Below are 17169 nucleotides of genomic sequence, written 5' to 3' on the forward strand. Positions count from 1 at the left end.
GTCGGCGCACCCGGGCGTGTGGTGTTCGGCGGCACTCGGGTGAGTGCGCGCATGCGGGGCAGTGGAGCGGGGAAGGGGCGCACGACGCACGCAGCGAGCAGGACGGAACAGGAGGTGGTGCCGGTGTCGGGGCCGACGACCGGAGAGGTGGTGGGAGCGCCGTGCTGGCTGAGTCTGACCGCGCGGGATCTCGACGCGGCGGAGCGCTTCTACGGTGCCGTGCTGGGCTGGACGTTCCGGCGGGACGACGGCGGGGACCGGGAGTACGCGGTCGGGCGGCTCGACGACCAGCCCGTGGCCGTGATCGCCGCGGTGGCGGCCCGGCTGTCCGTGCGGGTGGCCTGGACGGCGTTCTTCACGGTGGACGACGTGGACGAGGCGGTGTCGCGGATCCGGGAGCGCGGCGGCACGGTCGGCGTGGGGCCGGTCGGCTACCCGCCGCACGGCCGGGCGGCGCTCGCCGCCGACCGTGAGGGTGCGGCGTTCGGTGTCTGGGAGGGGCGGACGGAGAACCGTCTGCACATCGGCCTGGGCTCGGCGCCGGCCTGGCTGGAACTGCACACCCGGGACGCGTTCGAGGCGGCGGTGTTCTACGGGGAGGTGCTGCGCTGGGCGGACGCCGCGCCCGCCGGTTTCGAGGTCTCGTACGAGCAGGACAAGGTGGTGCTGCGCCGGGACGGCGAGGCGGTGGCCCGGCTGAACAGCGGTCCGGTCGAGTCCGGCTCGCCCCGGCCACAGCTGCGTCCGCGCTGGCTGGTCCGGTTCCGGGTGCCGGATCCCGAGGCGGCGGCGGTGGCGGTGGTGGCCTACGGCGGGACCGTCGTGCCCGGCGGCGACTGGGGCGGGGTACGCGGTCCGGAGGAGCCCGACGGGCGCCGGGTGGTGGTGGTCCGGGACCCGGAGGGCGCGCTGTTCGGTCTGGAGGCGGCGGGGGACGACAAGGGCTGACCGGTGGCCCGCCGGGACCGGTGGGCGGTACAGGGCCCGGGACGCTTCCCCGGTCCCCGTACCGCCCACTGTTTCGGTCGGGTGGGTCAGGCGGCGGCTTCGGTGGCGGCGCGCGGCGCGGCGCCCGGTTCCGTACCCGCCGCGTCTCCGGCCGGCGCGGCGGCGGGCCTGCCCGGGATGAGCGCGGCGACGGCCGCGGCCACCAGACCGACTCCGCAGCCGATGAGCATGGCGACGCGGAAGCCGTCCTCGGACGGCAGCGCGTGGCCGCCCAGGGTGGTGGTCATCTGGGCGAGGACGACGCCGATCACGGCGGCGGAGACGGAGGTGCCGATGGACCGCATCAGGGTGTTGAAGCTGTTGGCGGAGGCGGTCTCCTCCTGGGGGACGGCGCCCATGATGAGCGCGGGCATGGCCCCGTAGGCGAGTCCCACGCCGGTGTTGCAGATGAGGGTCACGACGAGCAGGCCGACGGTGGTGCCCATCAGGGCGAGTGAGGATCCGTAGCCGGCGGCGATGACGAGGGCGCCGACGGAGAGCGTGACCTTGGGGCCGCGGGCGGCCGAGAGCTTGGCGCCGAGGGGCGCGAGGACCATCATCATCAGGCCTGCCGGGGCCATCCAGAGGCCCATGGCCATCATCGACTGACCCAGACCGTAACCGGTCGCCTCGGGCAACTGGAAGAGCTGCGGAACGACCAGGGACTGCGCGTACATGGCGAATCCGACGAGGATCGACGCCAGGTTGGTCATCAGGACGACCGGGCGGGCGGTGACGCGCAGGTCGACGAGGGGGTCACGGGTACGCAGCTCCCACCGGCCCCAGGCGAGCAGGACGACCACGGCGACGGCGAACAGGCCGAGGGTGGTGCCGCTGCCCCAGCCCCAGGTCGCGCCCTTGGAGACGGCGAGCAGCAGGGCGACGAGCCCGACGCCGAGGCCGAGCGCTCCCGGTACGTCGAAACGGCCGGGTGCGGCGGCGCGGCGGCCCGCGGGGGCGACGCGCCAGATCAGGACGCCGACCACGACGCTGAGCGCGGCGGCGACCCAGAAGAGGACGCGCCAGTTGGCGTTCTCGGCGACGGCCGCGGAGAACGGCAGGCCGAGGGCACCGCCGACGCCCATGGAGGCGCTCATGAGGGCGATGGAGCCGCCCAGCTTCTCGGGCGGGAGGATGTCGCGCAGCAGGCTGATGCCGAGCGGTACGACGCCCATGCCGAGGCCCTGGAGACCGCGTCCGACGATCATCGGGACGACGGAGGAGGCGAGCGCGCAGACCACCGAGCCGACGACCAGCGGGATCACGGAGACGAGGAGGACGCGTCGCTTGCCGAGGGTGTCGCCGAGCCGGCCGGCCACCGGGGTGGCGACGGCACCCGCGAGCAGGGTCGCGGTGATCACCCAGGAGGCGTTGGACGCGCTGGTGTCGAGCAGCTTGGGGAGGTCGCCGATGAGCGGCACCACCAGGGTCTGCATGAGTGCGGCCACGATGCCCGCGAGCGCGAGGACGCCGACGACGCCTCCGGGTCGGGCGTCGGGCTTGGTGCCGTCCACGTGTTCTCCCTCGATCGTCCACGGCGGTCGTCCGCCATGGCTCCATATGCATAGTGCACATTAATGGTGTCATACACAAGTCATGCATGATGCACATCCGATCACGGCGAGGGACAATGGCCTCATGGACAAGCCCGAGGACAAACCCCTCCACCTGGTCGAGTTCGAGACCATGCTGCTCGGTCGGCACGCCCATCTGTACGCGCCCCGCTCCCGGGCCGCCGGTGGTCACCTGGACCGCAGCGCGTACGTCCTGCTGAGCCGCATCCGGATGCACGGGCCGATGTCCATCGGGCAGCTCAGCGAGGCCTTCGGGCTCGACGCCTCCACCCTCAACCGGCAGACCGCGGCGATGCTGCGCGCCGGGGTCGTGGAGCGCATCCCCGACCCGGACGGCGGGATCGCCCGAAAGTTCCGCATCACGGAGGAGGGCGAGCGGCGCCTGGAGGCCGACCGGAACTCGAACATCGAGGGGCTCGACCGGGTCATGGAGAACTGGTCGCCGGAGGACGTGGCCCGCTTCGCGGCCTTCCTGGAGCGCTTCAACCGGGACATCGAGCGGCTGGAGGGCCGCCCCTGGCCGCGCCCCTGACGGGACGGCATTGGCGGACCCCTGACGGGACTGCGCCGGGCGGACCCCTGGCAGGCCGGTCGTGACTACCCGTCAGAGCGCCGCGCGCGTCCGGCGGTCGAGCGTCGCGAGGGTCGTGTTGGCCACGACGACAACGGCGAAGACGGTGGCCCAGCCGGGCCGCTCCAGGGCGAGGAGAGCCGCCACCGCGGCACCGAACACCAGCGCCTTCACAGTCAGAACACCTGCCACCGGCACCCGGAACCGGGCCTTCGGGGCGGCGAAGAGCCCCCACAGGACGGCGGCCGCCGTGGGCGCCGCGACAGCGAGCAGGAGGCGCGGAGCGATCGACTCCGCGCTCTCCCATCCCCACCACGCGAGGACGGCGAGAGCAGCCAACTCCAGGAGAAAGGCCAGCACTTCGTTGAGCGCGTACAGCGGGCCGGGCAGCTTCATCGGTCGCCTTCCTTCGTCACCGGCGTGGCCCACGGGGGCGATCACACTTCCACACTTCCACACCTCCGGACCTCGTCAGAACCCTTTACGACGGGGAGGGGCAGCGATACGTTCCGGCCACGCAAAATGTTTCTGCAAGTTTCCGACAGCGTTTCCAGAGGGCTTCGGCTCCCGTCCGGGGCAGAGCTCTGCCCGGTGACGCGCGGTCCTGCCTGGAGAGCCGGATGACACGCACCCGCGGACTGACACGTACGCACAGACGCCTGCCCCTCGGACCGTCCGCCGCCCTCGCGGTCGCCGCCGGCGTCCTCGGCCTGGTGGCCGCGCCGTCCGGCGGGCCCTCCCCCGACGCCGGCCCGCGCACGGCGCCGGTGGCCGCCACCGCCGAGAACACCGCCACGGTCTTCTACTGGACGAAGACCAGGAACTGGGCGCAGTACAAGCTTCATTGGGCCCCGGACGGCGGCTCCTGGACCACCGTCCCCGGCGTGGCCATGGAGGCGGCCTGCACGGACTGGGTGAAGAAGACCGTCACCCTCGGCACGGCCACCGGCCTCCAGGCGACGTTCACCAACGGCAGCGGCACCTGGGACAACAACGGCGGCCGGAACTACGCCCTCGGCACCGGTGCCGTCACCGTCAAGGACGGGGTGATCGCCCACTCCGACCCCTGCGCCGGAACGGGGCCCGAGCCGACCCCGACGCCGGGCGCGAAGGCCACCGTCTACTACTCGACCGAGGCGCTGGGCTGGTCGACCGCCAACATCCACTACCAGCCGGCCGGTGGCGCCTGGACCACGGTCCCCGGCGTCGGCATGCGGTCCGCCTGCGCCGGCTGGTGGAAGCGGGAGGTCGACCTCGGCACGGCCACCACCCTCAAGGCCGCCTTCAACAACGGCAACGGCACCTGGGACAACAACGGCGGCGCCGACTACACGATCGGCACGGGCGTCAGCACCGTACGGAACAACGCGGTGACGGCGAACGCGGCCGACCCGTGCGCCGCAGAAGTCCCCGACACCCAGGCCCCGACCGCCCCCACGAAGGTCACCGCCGCCGCGGACGGCGTCTCGGTCCTGCTCGCCTGGGACCCCGCCACCGACACCAAGGGCGTGACGAAGTACCAGGTCACGCGGGTCGGCGGCAGCGGCGGAACCGTCGTCACCGATGTCGGCTCCACCGTGTTCTCCGACACGGGCCTCGCCGAACGGACCACGTACACCTACACGGTGAAGGCCGTGGACGCGGCGGGCAACGTCTCCGCCGCCTCGGCGCCCGCGACGGCCACCACCGGGGACGAGCCGGCCGGCCCCGCCACCGGGAAGCCCCTCGGCACCGACCCCCGCAAGGACCCCATCTACTTCGTCCTCACGGCCCGCTTCAACGACGGCGACCCGTCGAACAACCGCGGCGGCGGCCAGCACGTGAAATCGGGCAACGCCGCCAACGACGACCCCATGTTCCGGGGCGACTTCAAGGGCCTCATCCAGAAGCTGGACTACGTCAAGGGCCTCGGCTTCTCGGCGGTCTGGGTGACCCCGGTGGTCCTCAACCGGTCCGACTACGACTACCACGGGTACCACGGCTACGACTTCTACAAGGTCGACCCCCGTCTGGAGTCGGCCGGCGCCTCCTACCAGGACCTGATCGACGCCGCCCACGCCAAGGGCATGAAGATCTACCAGGACGTCGTCTACAACCACTCCTCGCGCTGGGGCGCCAAGGGCCTGTTCACGCCCACCGTGTACGGCGTGCGGGACAGCCAGTGGAGCTGGTACTACGACGAGAGGCAGCCCGGTTTCGAGTACGACGGCCTGACGGTCGACGCGAAGTCCGGCAAGTCGTACTACAACGGTGACCTGTGGTCGACGGCCGAGCCGGCCGGCAACACCTGCCTCAACTGGGGGAAGCCCACCGGCGGCAAGAGCGCCGAGGGCTACACGCTCTACAACTGCCAGTGGCCGAGCCCGACGTCCGGGATGTTCCCCAAGGCGCTCTTCCACCAGTGCTGGATCGGCAACTGGGAGGGCGAGGACTCCCGTTCGTGCTGGCTGCACGAGGACCTGGCCGACTTCGACACCGAGAACCCGGCCGTCCAGAACTATCTGATCGGCGCCTACGACAAGTACATCGACATGGGCGTCGACGGCTTCCGCGTCGACACGGCCGTGCACATCCCGCGCACCACCTGGAACCGCCGCTTCCTGCCCGCCATCCAGGAGCGGGTGACGCGGAGCCACGGCGCCGAGGCCGCGAAGAACTTCTTCGTCTTCGGCGAGGTCGCCGCCTTCGTGAACGACAAGTGGAACCGCGGGTCGGTGAACCACTCGGCGCAGTTCTACACCTGGAAGGAGCGCAAGGAGTACGACGCGGACGACGCGAAGGCCGCGCTTGAGATGTACGACCACGAGCAGCAGCAGGGCACGGGCAACCAGCCCACCTCCTCCAACGCCTTCCTGAACGGCAACAGCTACCACACCCCCGACCACAGCCGCTTCTCCGGCATGAACGTCATCGACATGCGCATGCACATGAACTTCGGTGACGCGTCCAACGCCTTCTCCAACGGCAAGGACTCGGACGACAGTTACAACGACGCCACCTACAACGTCGTCTACGTCGACAGCCACGACTACGGCCCCAACAAGTCCAGCGAACGGTACACCGGCGGCACCGACGCCTGGGCCGAGAACATGTCCCTGATGTGGACCTTCCGCGGCATCCCGACCCTGTACTACGGCTCCGAGATCGAGTTCCAGAAGGGCAGGAAGATCGACTGCGGGCCGTCCTGCCCGCTGGCCACCACCGGCCGCGCGTACTTCGGCGACCACGTCGCCGGCTCGGTCACGGCCTCGGACTTCTCCCAGGTCTCCGCGGCCTCCGGAGCGGTCGCCACGACGCTCGAACAGCCGCTGGTGAAGCACGTGCAGCGGCTCAACCGGATCCGCCGGGCGATCCCCGCGCTCCAGATGGGCCAGTACTCCACGGAGGGCGTGTCGGGCGGCATGGCGTTCAAGCGCCGCTACACCAGCGGGAGTACGGACAGCTTCGCCCTGGTCACGGTCTCGGGCGGCGCCACGTACACCGGCATCCCGAACGGCACGTACACCGACGCGGTCACCGGCGACGTGAGGACCGTCTCCGACGGCACGCTCGCGGTCGGCGCTCCGGGCAAGGGCAACCTGCGGGTGTACGTCCTCAACGGCCCCGGCCGGATCGGCGCGGCGGGCCCGTACCTGAAGTAGCACTTCCGGCTCGGGGGGGCCACCAACCCCTCCGAGCCGGAACCTCCGGCCGGGCCGCCGCGCGCTACCCCAACGGCGTGCGGTGCAGGGTGACGAGCAGGCGCCAGATCTGGTGGGCGATCCGGTCGGAGTCGCCCTCCACGAGGCCGTGCAGCCAGTCGGCCAGCACACCGGCGAAGGTCGCGGCCACGGCCGAGGCGATCAGTTCCGGTTCCGGGGCCCCGGCCAGGCTGCGCTCGTGGAAGCTGCGGGCCCGCAGGTCCTCGTGGAGCACGAGGCCCAGCGGCCCGCCGCCGCCCGGCCGCAGCAGGGCGCGGTAGAGGCCCGCGTGCGGGGCGAGTGCGGCGAGGAAGTCGAGCAGCGCGGGCGGCGGGGACGCCGGGTCGGGGGTGCCGCGCCAGGCGTGCAGGGCGTCCACCGCGTCGCGGACCACGTCGGCGCAGGCGTCGACGGCGAGCGCCTCCAGATCGCCGTAGTGGACGTAGAAGGTGGCACGGCCGACGCCGGCCCGGCGTACGAGCGTGGCGATGGTGACATCGGCCAGCGGGCGCTCGGCGCACTCGTCGAACAGGGCCCGGCGCAGCTTGGCCCGGGTCCTGGCCGCCCGGGGGTCTCCCGGAGTCGTGGTCACGGCCGGGTCACCGGCTCAGCAGGACGGCGCCGAGGGCGAGCGCTCCCGGGAGTGCCTGCGCGACCAGGATGCGGCGGTTGGCGCTGACACCGCCATACACACCGGCGATGACGACGCAGGAGAGGAAGAAGACCTGGACCCGGAAGCCGGTCGGGTCGTCGGCGATGAGGCCCCAGACGAGTCCGGCGGCGAGGAAGCCGTTGTAGAGGCCCTGGTTCGCGGCGAGCGGCGCGGTGGCGCGGGCCATGTCGGCGTCGAAGCCGGAGAGGCCGCGCCCCGGCTTCTTCTCCCACAGGAACATCTCCAGAACCAGGATGTACGTGTGCAGGGCGGCCACCAGGCCCACCAGCACGTTCGCCGTCGTCTCCACCGTCGTCTCCTCCGCGTTCACCTGCCCCGGATTTCCTGGACAGATGTCCACTATACATGGACAGCTGTCCAGTAAATGGCCTCGATCGGTCAACAGTGCGTAACGCGAACGGGCTTCTCGGACTGAACGCTTCCTTCCGCCTCGCGACTCTGGGATCTTGCGTCCACCCCACACATCACAGGGCCCGGCGGGCGCCACCCGCGCCACCGGGTCATCGGAGGACGCATTGTTTTCCCTCATATCCAGCCGGTTGAGAACGTCGGCCATGGCCGCCGCGGCGCTCGGTACGACCGTGGCGCTCGCCGCTCCCGCGGGATTCGCCCAGGCAGCACCGACCGACACGGAGCCCGTCGCGGCCCGTTCGGCGGGGGCGACGCGGAGCCCCGCCACGACGACACCGGCGGCGGCTCCGGCCGCCTGGGCCGCGGGCACCCGCGCGTACCTGGTGATCACCGCCCCCGGCGGCACCTCGGCGGTCAGCGGCGCGGTCACGAGCAACGGCGGTTCGGTCTTCGCCACCTATGACGCGATCGGCGTGATCGTGGCGCACTCGACGTCCGCGTCGTTCGCCTCGGCGATGCGCACCGTCGGCGGAGTCCAGCAGGTCGGGGCGACCCGCACCTCGGACGTCCCCGCCGACGCCTACAACCCGGCGCTCCCGGCCAACCCGGCGCAGTCGACGACCACGCTCACGGAGTCGAACCGCTGGGACATGACGCAGATCAAGGCCGAGCAGGCCTGGGCGGTCACCACCGGTTCGGCGACGGTGAAGGTCGGCGTCCTCGACACCGGCGTCGACGACCAGCACCAGGACATCGCGCCCAACTTCAACGCCGCCGACTCGGCCTCCTGCGCCTACGGCAAGGCGGACACGCGCGCGGGCGCCTGGCGTGACGTCGGCACCCACGGCACGCACGTCGCGGGCACGATCGCGGCCGCCAAGAACGGCAAGGGCGTCATCGGCGTCGCTCCGGGCGTGAAGATCTCCTCCGTCCGCATCGCGGAGCCGACCAGCAGCCTGTTCTTCGCGGAGAACACGATCTGCGGCTTCATGTGGGCAGGTGACCACGGCTTCAAGGTCACCAACAACAGCTACTACACGGACCCGTGGCAGTTCAACTGCCCGGACAACCTGGACCAGGCCGCCATCATCGAGGGTGTCCGCCGGGCGCAGGTGTACGCCGAGGGCAAGGGTTCGCTCCAGGTGGCCGCCGCCGGCAACTCCAACTACGACCTGGCGAACAAGACGACCGACTCCGAGAGCCCCAACGACTCGACCCCGGTCACCCGCACCATCACCAACGCCTGCATCGACATCCCGACGGAGCTTCCGGGCGTCGTGACCGTCGCCTCGCAGGCCAGCGGCGGCGCCAAGGCCTCGTACTCCAACTTCGGCAACGGCGTGATCGACATCGCCGCGCCGGGCGGTGACGGTTCCACCCAGGTGTACTCGACGCTGCCGGGCGGCAAGTACGGCAACATGAGCGGCACCTCGATGGCCTCCCCGCACGTGGCGGGCGTCGCGGCGCTGATCGCGAGCACGAACCCGACGTTCACCCCGGCGCAGATCCGGGACCAGCTGGGCGTCCAGGCCACGGACCGCGCGTGCCCCTCGGACACCCGCTGCAAGGGCACCACGACCAAGAACGGCTTCTTCGGTGAGGGCGCGGTCGACGCGCTGAAGGCCGTCGGAGGCAGCACCCCGCCGCCCGGCGCGTACTTCGAGAACCTCACCGACGTGACGATCGCCGACAACGCGACGGTCGAGAGCCCCATCACGGTCAGCGGCGTGACGGGCAACGCCCCGGCCACGCTCAAGGTGGGCGTGGACATCAAGCACACGTACATCGGCGACCTGAAGGTCGACCTGGTGGCTCCGGACGGCAGCGTCTACACGGTCCACAACCGGACCGGCAGCGGCACGGACAACATCGTCCAGACGTTCACGGTCAACGCCTCGGCGGAGGTCGCGAACGGGGTCTGGAAGCTCCGGGTGAACGACAACGCGAGCCAGGACACGGGCAAGATCGACGCCTGGAACCTGACTTTCTGACGCCGGCGTCACACCTGCGCACGACCCTTTGACGGGGCCGGAACCCACGGGGTTCCGGCCCCGTTCGGCGTGCCCGCGGGAAAAAGTCCGTACCGAGGGGTAGGCCTGCCCGGGAGCCTTGCTATACGTTCCGTCTAACAAGCTTGCTAGACGCTCAGTCTAATAAGTGCCCGAGCCGCCGATCGCGCGATCCAAGGAGCCGCACCATGGCACACAGCACCGTTCGTCCGGAGAACGAGGGTCAGTTCGACAGCTCCACGGCCGAGCGGCTGCTCCGGTCGGCCGCGAAGCTGTCGTACGACCCCGCCGTCGACGTCGACTGGGACACCCCCCTCGACAAGGACTTCCACGGCCAGAGCCCCGAGTGGAACTCCCTCTACGGCACGGCCTACTGGAACGAGATGACCGAGGAGCAGCGCAAGGAGCTGACCCGGCAGGAGACGGCGTCGGTCGCCAGCACCGGCATCTGGTTCGAGATGATCCTCCAGCAGATGGTGCTCCGCGACATCTACCGCATGGACCACACCGACCCCCGGTTCCAGTGGGCCCTCACCGAGATCGCCGACGAGTGCCGGCACTCCATCATGTTCGCCCGGGGCTCCCAGAAGCTCGGCGCGCCCGCGTACCGGCCCAGGCGGGCCGTCCTCGAACTCGGACGCTTCATGAAGACCGTCGGCTTCGGCGAGGCCGCGTACGCCGGGATCCTCGTGGCCGAGGAGGTCCTCGACGTCATGCAGCGCGACTGGATGCGCGACGAGCGGGTCGTCCCCTTCGTCCGCACCATCAGCAACATCCATGTCGTCGAGGAGTCACGGCACATGAAGTTCGCCCGGGACGAGACGCGCCGCGCCCTCGCCCGCGCGAGCCGGGCCCGCCGGCACTTCCAGGCGCTCGTCGTCGCCATCGCCGCGTACTACATCATCACCAGCCTGGTGAACCCGGAGGTGTACGTGCGGGCCGGACTCGACCCCGAGCGGGCCCGCCGCGAGGCCGCCGCCAACGAGCACTACAAGGCGCAGCTGCGCGCCAGTTGCTCCGGACTGATGGAGTTCCTGGCCGACGTCGGGATGCTGACCCGGCCCGCGCTCTACTTCTACCAGCGCGCCCACCTCGTCTGACCCCTCCGAGCCCGACCCCTCCGAGCCGAGCAGAGCAGAGCCGACGACATGACCTACGCGATCACCCAGACCTGCTGCAACGACGCCACCTGCGTCGCCGTCTGTCCGGTCAACTGCATCCATCCGACGCCCGAGGAACCGGACTTCGGCACCACGGAGATGCTGTACATCGACCCCAGGGCCTGCATCGACTGCGGGGCCTGCGCCGACGCCTGCCCCGTCGACGCGATCTTCCCGGCGGACCGGCTCACCGGCCGGCTGCGCGAGTACGAGGCCGTCAACGCCGCCTACTACGCGGACCGGACGCCCGAACCGGCCCTCACATCGCCCAACTTCCACGCGTGGGGCGAGCCCTCGTTCCCCCGCTCCCTGCCGGCCGACTTCGCCCCGCTGCGGATCGCGGTCGTCGGCACCGGCCCCGCGGGCATGTACGCCGCCGAGGACCTCCTCCTGCACACCAACGCCGAGGTCACCCTGATCGACCGGCTGCCGGTGGCCGGCGGACTCCTGCGGTACGGCGTGGCGCCGGACCACCCGGCGACGAAGGGGGCCGGGGAGACGCTCGCCCGCTTCCACGCCCACCCCCGGGTCCGGATGCGGCTGGGGGTGGAGATCGGCGAGGAGGTCACCGTCGGGGAACTCGCCGCGCACCACGACGCGGTGGTCTACGCGGTGGGCGCACCCTCCGACCGGCGGCTCGGCATCCCGGGCGAGGACCTGCCCGGCAGCGTCTCGGCGACCTCCGTCGTGTCCTGGTACAACGCGCACCCCGAGACCGGCGCGGACGCCGTCCGGCTCAGCGCGGAGCGGGTCGTGATCGTCGGCAACGGCAACGTGGCCCTCGACGTGGCCCGGATCCTCGTCAGTGACCCCGACGCCCTCGCCGGTACGGACATCGCCGACCACGCCCTCGCCGCCCTGCGCGGCAGCCGCGTGCGCGAGGTGGTGCTGCTCGGCCGCCGGGGCCCCGAGGACGCGGCGTACACGAGCCCCGAGCTGCTCGCCCTGAAGCACCTCCCGGGCGTGGACCTGGTCGTCGACGACCGGGACCCGCGCACCGGCGCGCGCGTGGACGCGGCGGCGGACGGGGAGAAGGCCGCGCTGCTGCGGGGCGTGACGCGGGAGACGGTGGACTGGACGCGGGCCCCGGCACCGGGCCGGCGCCGGATCGTGCTCCGCTTCCACTCCGCCCCGGTCGAGGCCGTCGGCACCGACGCCGTCCGGGCGGTCCGGGTCACGGAGGACGGATCGCCGTCCGGTACGGAGATCGAGGCGGGTCTCCTCGTCCGGGCGATCGGCTACCGGGGGGTCCCGCTGGCGGGGCTGCCCTTCGACGAGGCGACCGGCACGGTGCCGCACGAGGCGGGGCGGGTGGCCGGGCTGCCCGGCGGCTATGTCGTGGGCTGGATCAAGCGCGGGCCCACCGGCGGCATCGGGGCCAACCGGGCCTGCGCGGAGGAGACCGTCGGGACGCTGCTCGCGGACGCGGTCGCCGGGGCGCTGCCGAAGCCGACGGGCACGGCGCAGGAGTTCCGCCGATTGACGCGGAGGCGCAGCCGCCATCTCGTCGACGCGCGTGGTCTCGCGGCCATCGACCGGACCGAGCGGGCGAAGGGGCGGGACGCGGGGCGCCCGCGGGTCAAACTCGCCACGGTGCCGGAGCTCGTCGCGGCGGCGCGGAGCGGTCGCCTGCGCCTGAGGGTGGTCTGAAGGGTTCGAAGGGGTCCGAGGGTCCGGCCCGGGACGGCGGGCCGGCGATCCATCACGACGTGGGACGTCAGGCCACGAGGTCCAGGGCCTGGCGGACCACGATCGCGTTGAGCCGGACCGCGAACGGCACGGTGTCCGTCAGCTCCAGGGCGACGGCCCGCGCCTTCGGCAGCTCGACGGTCACGTCGACGCAGAAGGCCAGGGCGTACATGTGCTCCCCGGTCTCCTCGTCCTGCAGGGCGAAGAACAGGTCCCGGTAGAACCGGGTCCGCTCCCCCGACTCCTCGTAGAAGGAGAGACCGGGCTGCCCCTCCTGCGCGGCGAGGCCGGTGAAGGCCTGGACGAGCTCCCGCTCGACGGTGGCCCAGAACCCGGCCTCCGCGCACTCCGGCGGAAGCGCCTGCCGGACGGCCTCCTTGAGGGAGAGGACCATGACCAGGACGGGGGCGTACTCCTGGAGCCCCCAGCCCCGCACCATCTTCACCACGGTGCTGTCCGGGACGGCCGCGGCGGCCTGCCGTATCGCCTCGAAGTCGAAGTTGACGGTCGCCGGCGCGATCGCCTCCTGGAACACCCGGTCGATGGACCGGGCCTGCGCGAGATGGTCCGGTCCCACCTCGACGACGGTCCTGAAACTGGCGGCCAAAGCTCCTCCTGTGTGATCTCGATGATCAGGAGGGGTCAGTATGCAGAGCAGCCGCCCGCCGGAGCGGGCCGCGTCCGCCGTACGGACGGGGCGGCGCGGGATCACGGGAGGAAGGGGCGCGGGACGGGCAGAAGGGGCTCAGGAGCGCTTGCGGGGCTTTCCGCCGGTCCGGCCCCGGCCGGAGCCTCCGGCGCCGCCGGGCTTCTTGGCCGCGGGCTTGCCCGTACGCGAACCGGCACCCGGCTTTCCGGACCGGGCGCCGGGCTTGGCGCCGGACTTCCGCTCCTTCTGGTCCTTCGGCTGCTTCTGGCCCTTCTGGGCCTCGGCGCGGCGGCCCCGGGTGCTGTTCACCGTGCGGCCGCGCACGATGCCGATGAACTCCTCCACCAGGTCGGGAGCCTCGTCCGCGGCCTTCCAGGAGAGGGCCACCCGCGACTGCGGGACCTCGGTCAGCGTCCGGTACGTGAGGTCCTTGCGGTGGTGCAGCCGGGCGAGCGATTGCGGCACGGCGAGCACGCCGACGCCCGCCGCGACCAGCTCGATCGCGTCGGCGGTCGTCTCGGGGCGCTCGTTCGCCGGGAGGCCGGGCGGCTGCTCCCAGCCGAGGGTGTCGTCGAGCGGGTGCAGGACGAGCTCCTCGGCGAGGTCCTCGACGGTGACCTCCTCCGCCGCCGCGAGCAGGTGGTCCTTGGGGACGACGACGACCGTGGTCTCCGTGTAGAGCGGGATGGCACTCAGGTCGTCCCGGTCGACGGGGAGCCGGACCAGACCGGCGTCGGCCGCGCCCTCCCGGAGGGCGCCGAAGGCCTCTGCGGGCGTCAGGGCGAGCAGGGTCAGGGGGACGTCGGGCAGGCGCTCGTTCCAGACCCGCACCCACTTCGAGGGCGTCACTCCGGGCACGTAGGCGAGCCTGAAGGAGGAAGGGGAGGAGGGGAAAGAGGGGGAATCCGCGGGGGAAGTGTCCGAGCCTGTCACTCCGCCAGGTTACCGGTAGCTGCCGTGGTCGGAACTCGCCCGCACGCTCGATACCCTGGACACCATGACGTCGCACCAGAGCACCCAGACGATGAAGCCCGCCACCGCGGCGAAGAAGCTGGGTGTGTACCTCGAGGCCACCCCCGCAGAGTTCCAGGAGGGTGTCGTCTCGCGCACCGAGCTGAACGAGCTCCAGGCCAATCCCCCGGCCTGGCTCCAGGAGCTCCGGAAGAACGGTCCGCACCCCCGCCCCGTGGTCGCGCAGCGGCTCGGCATCTCCATCGCCGGTCTCGCCCGCGGCGGCATCACCGACCCGCTGACCACCGAGCAGATCGAGGAGCTCCGGCAGGAGCTCCCCGAGTGGCTGCAGAAGGAGCGGGCCACCCAGGCGGAGGTCCGCAAGGAGACCGTCCGCATCAAGGAGCGCGACGCGGAGCGCGCCGCGCGCCGCGAGCAGGGCGCCTGACCGCTTCACCGCCGACACGGCGCCTGATCGCCGCACCGCCGGACCGGTCCCGATGGTTTTCGCCGTCGGACCGGTCCGGCGCCGTTTCCCGCCGTTTTCCCGCCGGGCGGCTCCGGTGCCGGTTTCCCGCCGGGCGGGGCGTGGCCGGCCCTGACGGGTGTGGCGCACGCCCGGCCGCGGGAGTCATTCCCCCATGAGTGACACGAACACCGCGTCCGAGCCGCCGGTCGTCGTCGGCGTGGACGGGTCCGAACACAGTCTCCGGGCCCTCGAATGGGCCCTGAGCGCCGCCGGGCACCTGGGATCACCGCTGGTCGTGGCCCATGTGCGCTCCGACGCCCTCCAGCTCGGCGCCGCCCGCATCGCCTCCCTCGGTCCGTCCCCCGAGCTGCCCGACGCGGTCATGGAGGCCGTACGGACGGTCGTCGAGGAGCACGGGCACGCCATGCCCGTACGGTACGAGTCGCTCGACGGCTCCGTGACCGACGCCCTGCCGGCGGCGGCCCGGGGGGCGCGGCTCCTGGTGACCGGTTCCCGCGGGCACGGCGGCTTCGCGAGCCTGCTGCTCGGCTCGACCAGTCGTACGCTCGCCGCGACGGCACCCTGCCCACTCGTCGTCGTCCCGCACGAGGCGCGTGCGGCGGCCCTGGAGGGCGGGGCCGAGGCGGGCCGGGTGCTGCTCGGGCTGCACCCGGAGGAGACTCCGGACGAGGTGGTGGCCTTCGCGTTCGAGGCGGCGCGGCAGCGGGGCGTACCGCTGGAGGCCGTGACGGCCCTCCGGCTGCCGCCTCAGCCGACCAGTGTCGTCGTGGCCCCGGCCCCGGCGCTCCAGGTGCCCCCGGCCCTGCCCGTCGCCGGCCGCGCGGAGGCGTTCGTGCGAGAGGCCGAGCGGGAGCAGGAGGAGCGGCTGCGGCCCTTCGTCGCGCGCCGGCCGAAGGTCGAGCTGGTCCGGACGGTGGTGCCGGCGGACGCGGCGGGCCTCCTGGTGGAGGGCTCGCGGGACGCCGGTCTGGTGGTGGTGGGCCGGCACCACCGGCATCGGTTCGGCTCGCTGCTGATCGGCTCGGTCGCCCACGCGGTGCTGCACCACGCGCACTGCCCGGTCGCGGTGGTTCCGCCGGTGCCCCCGGCCTGACGGACACCTCTCCGCCGGCTCCGTGACGCCGTTGTGGCGCGGGGAACGCCGCTGGTAGAAGGGGTGCCATGAGTACCGCCGAAGGGGCCGCAGCCGCCCAGCGCAATGTCCAGCCGCCACCCGCCCAGGCCTCGCTCGGTGCGGGGGTCGTGGTGACCGACGAGGCCGGCCGGGTGCTGCTCGGGCTGCACCGCTCCGGGGTGTGGGAGCTCCCGGGCGGGAAGGTCGAGCCGGGCGAGTCCGTCGAGGCCGCGGCGGTCCGCGAGCTGGCCGAGGAGACGACGCTCGTCGCGGAGGCCGGGGACGTGGAGCTCATCGGTCTCGTCCTGGACTCGATCACCTCCGCCCGGATGACCCGGATGACCGCCGCGACGGCGGTACGGCTCTTCCGGGGCGTGCCCGCCGTGGCCGAGCCGGACAAGATCGAGCGCTGGAAGTGGACGGACCCCGGCCGGCTGCCGCAGGCGCTGTTCCTGCCGTCCGCCCAGGTGCTGCGGATGTGGCGGCCGGAGCTGCCGCTGCCGGACGGACCGTTCCACCGCTACACGCTCGGTCGGCTGCCGGACTGATCCTCCTCCGGGTCGCTCAGCCCGGGAGGGTGCGGGCGAGCCGGAAGCCCACGTCGTCGATCCGCAGGGTCGGGTGGCTGCGGCGGCGGACCGAGGCGCGGCAGCTCCAGTGGTCGTCGAACCAGCCGCCGCCGCGCAGCACCCGGTAGCTGCCGTAGACCTCAGGGTCGTACACGTCCCAGCACCACTCCCAGACGTTGCCCAGCATGTCGTGGAGGCCCCAGTCGTTGGGCCGCCGGCCGCCGGCCTCGTGGAGGCGTTCGCCGGAGTTGCCGCGGTGCCAGGCGATCTCGTCGAGCGGGCCGTAGCGGGCTTCCGTGGTCCCGGCGCGGCAGGCGTGTTCCCATTCGGCCTCGGTGGGGAGGCGGTAGCCGTCGGCGGTCCGGTCCCAGTCGGGTGCCTCGACGTCGGTGTCGGTGTCGTCCGCGGGGACGCGGTAGGCGGGGCGGAGCCCCTCGCGTACGGACAGTGCGTCGCAGAAGCGGATCGCGTCGTCCCAGGACACCCCTTCGACCGGGAGCCGGTCGGCGTGCGCGGTGCTCGGCCTGTCGCCCATGACCTGCTCGTACAGCCCCTGTGTGACGGGGACGGTGCCCAGCGCGAACGGGCCGACGTCGACGGTCCAGCTCCGCTCCGTACGCCGGTCCGAGAGCGTGACCCGGCCCGCCGGTACCTCGATCATCGTGGGGTCCCCCTGTGTCCTCATGGCCCCGATGGTCGCAG

The 17169-nt window shown here is 72.3% G+C and carries 16 protein-coding genes; 9 read left to right on the plus strand and 7 right to left on the minus strand.

What is annotated here, in order from left to right:
* Nucleotides 1–123: 123 nt before the first annotated feature.
* Nucleotides 124–948, plus strand: a complete 825-nt coding sequence (locus tag ACIP8Z_RS08830) for a VOC family protein (protein ID WP_402080535.1) — start codon at nucleotides 124–126, stop codon at nucleotides 946–948.
* 86 nt (nucleotides 949–1034) lie between these two features.
* On the opposite strand, the gene ACIP8Z_RS08835 is transcribed toward ACIP8Z_RS08830, so the two are convergent.
* Nucleotides 1035–2501 (minus strand): MFS transporter, encoded by a 1467-nt coding sequence (locus tag ACIP8Z_RS08835; RefSeq protein ID WP_402080538.1) that lies wholly within the window; start codon nucleotides 2499–2501, stop codon nucleotides 1035–1037.
* A 124-nt stretch (nucleotides 2502–2625) separates the two neighbouring features.
* Here ACIP8Z_RS08835 and ACIP8Z_RS08840 point away from each other — a divergent pair, with 124 nt between their 5' ends.
* Entirely contained in the window at nucleotides 2626–3093 is a 468-nt protein-coding gene (locus ACIP8Z_RS08840) for a MarR family winged helix-turn-helix transcriptional regulator (RefSeq protein WP_187621168.1), read from the plus strand.
* Between the two features lie 72 nt (nucleotides 3094–3165).
* Here the strand turns inward: ACIP8Z_RS08840 and ACIP8Z_RS08845 are convergent, their stop codons facing one another.
* Complete coding sequence (locus ACIP8Z_RS08845; RefSeq protein ID WP_402080542.1) at nucleotides 3166–3528, minus strand: YrdB family protein; 363 nt, start codon at nucleotides 3526–3528, stop codon at nucleotides 3166–3168.
* 224 nt (nucleotides 3529–3752) lie between these two features.
* On the opposite strand from ACIP8Z_RS08845, the gene ACIP8Z_RS08850 reads away from it, so the two are divergent.
* Nucleotides 3753–6773, plus strand: coding sequence for a carbohydrate binding domain-containing protein (locus tag ACIP8Z_RS08850; RefSeq protein WP_402080545.1), 3021 nt, complete (start codon nucleotides 3753–3755; stop codon nucleotides 6771–6773).
* A gap of 64 nt (nucleotides 6774–6837) precedes the next feature.
* On the opposite strand, the gene ACIP8Z_RS08855 is transcribed toward ACIP8Z_RS08850, so the two are convergent.
* Nucleotides 6838–7404 (minus strand): TetR/AcrR family transcriptional regulator, encoded by a 567-nt coding sequence (locus tag ACIP8Z_RS08855; RefSeq protein ID WP_402080548.1) that lies wholly within the window; start codon nucleotides 7402–7404, stop codon nucleotides 6838–6840.
* A 7-nt stretch (nucleotides 7405–7411) separates the two neighbouring features.
* Nucleotides 7412–7774, minus strand: a complete 363-nt coding sequence (locus tag ACIP8Z_RS08860) for a DUF1304 domain-containing protein (RefSeq protein WP_402080848.1) — start codon at nucleotides 7772–7774, stop codon at nucleotides 7412–7414.
* A gap of 265 nt (nucleotides 7775–8039) precedes the next feature.
* Here ACIP8Z_RS08860 and ACIP8Z_RS08865 point away from each other — a divergent pair, with 265 nt between their 5' ends.
* The 3 genes from ACIP8Z_RS08865 to ACIP8Z_RS08875 all read left to right on the plus strand — a co-directional run bounded on the left by ACIP8Z_RS08865 (nucleotide 8040) and on the right by ACIP8Z_RS08875 (nucleotide 12655).
* Entirely contained in the window at nucleotides 8040–9827 is a 1788-nt protein-coding gene (locus ACIP8Z_RS08865; protein ID WP_402080551.1) for a S8 family peptidase, read from the plus strand.
* 206 nt (nucleotides 9828–10033) lie between these two features.
* A complete protein-coding gene (locus ACIP8Z_RS08870; RefSeq protein WP_402080554.1) occupies nucleotides 10034–10945 on the plus strand; it encodes a diiron oxygenase in 912 nt (303 codons plus the stop codon).
* 48 nt (nucleotides 10946–10993) lie between these two features.
* Nucleotides 10994–12655: an FAD-dependent oxidoreductase gene (locus tag ACIP8Z_RS08875; protein WP_402080557.1), complete on the plus strand. Its 1662-nt coding sequence runs from the start codon at nucleotides 10994–10996 to the stop codon at nucleotides 12653–12655.
* 67 nt (nucleotides 12656–12722) lie between these two features.
* On the opposite strand, the gene ACIP8Z_RS08880 is transcribed toward ACIP8Z_RS08875, so the two are convergent.
* Together ACIP8Z_RS08880 and ACIP8Z_RS08885 are read right to left on the minus strand one after the other, a co-directional pair.
* The gene (locus tag ACIP8Z_RS08880; RefSeq protein ID WP_402080559.1) at nucleotides 12723–13301 is read right to left on the minus strand and encodes a Type-2Aa cytolytic delta-endotoxin; all 579 of its coding nucleotides are present in this window, start codon (nucleotides 13299–13301) and stop codon (nucleotides 12723–12725) included.
* Between the two features lie 138 nt (nucleotides 13302–13439).
* A complete protein-coding gene (locus ACIP8Z_RS08885) occupies nucleotides 13440–14276 on the minus strand; it encodes a LysR family substrate-binding domain-containing protein (protein WP_402080562.1) in 837 nt (278 codons plus the stop codon).
* A 64-nt stretch (nucleotides 14277–14340) separates the two neighbouring features.
* Here ACIP8Z_RS08885 and ACIP8Z_RS08890 point away from each other — a divergent pair, with 64 nt between their 5' ends.
* The 3 genes from ACIP8Z_RS08890 to ACIP8Z_RS08900 all read left to right on the plus strand — a co-directional run bounded on the left by ACIP8Z_RS08890 (nucleotide 14341) and on the right by ACIP8Z_RS08900 (nucleotide 16446).
* Nucleotides 14341–14742, plus strand: coding sequence for a DUF5997 family protein (locus ACIP8Z_RS08890; RefSeq protein WP_319314296.1), 402 nt, complete (start codon nucleotides 14341–14343; stop codon nucleotides 14740–14742).
* Nucleotides 14743–14935: 193 nt separating this feature from the next.
* A complete protein-coding gene (locus ACIP8Z_RS08895; RefSeq protein WP_402080564.1) occupies nucleotides 14936–15877 on the plus strand; it encodes a universal stress protein in 942 nt (313 codons plus the stop codon).
* 68 nt (nucleotides 15878–15945) lie between these two features.
* The gene (locus ACIP8Z_RS08900) at nucleotides 15946–16446 is read left to right on the plus strand and encodes an NUDIX hydrolase (RefSeq protein ID WP_402080567.1); all 501 of its coding nucleotides are present in this window, start codon (nucleotides 15946–15948) and stop codon (nucleotides 16444–16446) included.
* A gap of 16 nt (nucleotides 16447–16462) precedes the next feature.
* Here ACIP8Z_RS08900 and ACIP8Z_RS08905 read toward each other — a convergent pair whose 3' ends face one another.
* Complete coding sequence (locus ACIP8Z_RS08905; protein WP_402080569.1) at nucleotides 16463–17152, minus strand: formylglycine-generating enzyme family protein; 690 nt, start codon at nucleotides 17150–17152, stop codon at nucleotides 16463–16465.
* Nucleotides 17153–17169: the final 17 nt, after the last annotated feature.

Origin of the sequence: Streptomyces sp. NPDC088553, assembly GCF_044752965.1 — a bacterium.
In the GTDB taxonomy this organism is placed as follows: domain Bacteria; phylum Actinomycetota; class Actinomycetes; order Streptomycetales; family Streptomycetaceae; genus Streptomyces.

Bases quoted from the DNA above. Each gene is read 5' to 3' on its own strand.
- ACIP8Z_RS08900 (WP_402080567.1), top strand. From the start codon at position 15,946: ATGAGTACCGCCGAAGGGGCCGCAGCCGCCCAGCGCAATGTCCAGCCG.
- ACIP8Z_RS08870 (WP_402080554.1), top strand. From the start codon at position 10,034: ATGGCACACAGCACCGTTCGTCCGGAGAACGAGGGTCAGTTCGACAGC.
- ACIP8Z_RS08845 (WP_402080542.1), bottom strand. From the start codon at position 3,528: ATGAAGCTGCCCGGCCCGCTGTACGCGCTCAACGAAGTGCTGGCCTTT.
- ACIP8Z_RS08890 (WP_319314296.1), top strand. From the start codon at position 14,341: ATGACGTCGCACCAGAGCACCCAGACGATGAAGCCCGCCACCGCGGCG.
- ACIP8Z_RS08850 (WP_402080545.1), top strand. From the start codon at position 3,753: ATGACACGCACCCGCGGACTGACACGTACGCACAGACGCCTGCCCCTC.
- ACIP8Z_RS08865 (WP_402080551.1), top strand. From the start codon at position 8,040: ATGGCCGCCGCGGCGCTCGGTACGACCGTGGCGCTCGCCGCTCCCGCG.
- ACIP8Z_RS08840 (WP_187621168.1), top strand. From the start codon at position 2,626: ATGGACAAGCCCGAGGACAAACCCCTCCACCTGGTCGAGTTCGAGACC.
- ACIP8Z_RS08895 (WP_402080564.1), top strand. From the start codon at position 14,936: ATGAGTGACACGAACACCGCGTCCGAGCCGCCGGTCGTCGTCGGCGTG.
- ACIP8Z_RS08875 (WP_402080557.1), top strand. From the start codon at position 10,994: ATGACCTACGCGATCACCCAGACCTGCTGCAACGACGCCACCTGCGTC.
- ACIP8Z_RS08905 (WP_402080569.1), bottom strand. From the start codon at position 17,152: ATGAGGACACAGGGGGACCCCACGATGATCGAGGTACCGGCGGGCCGG.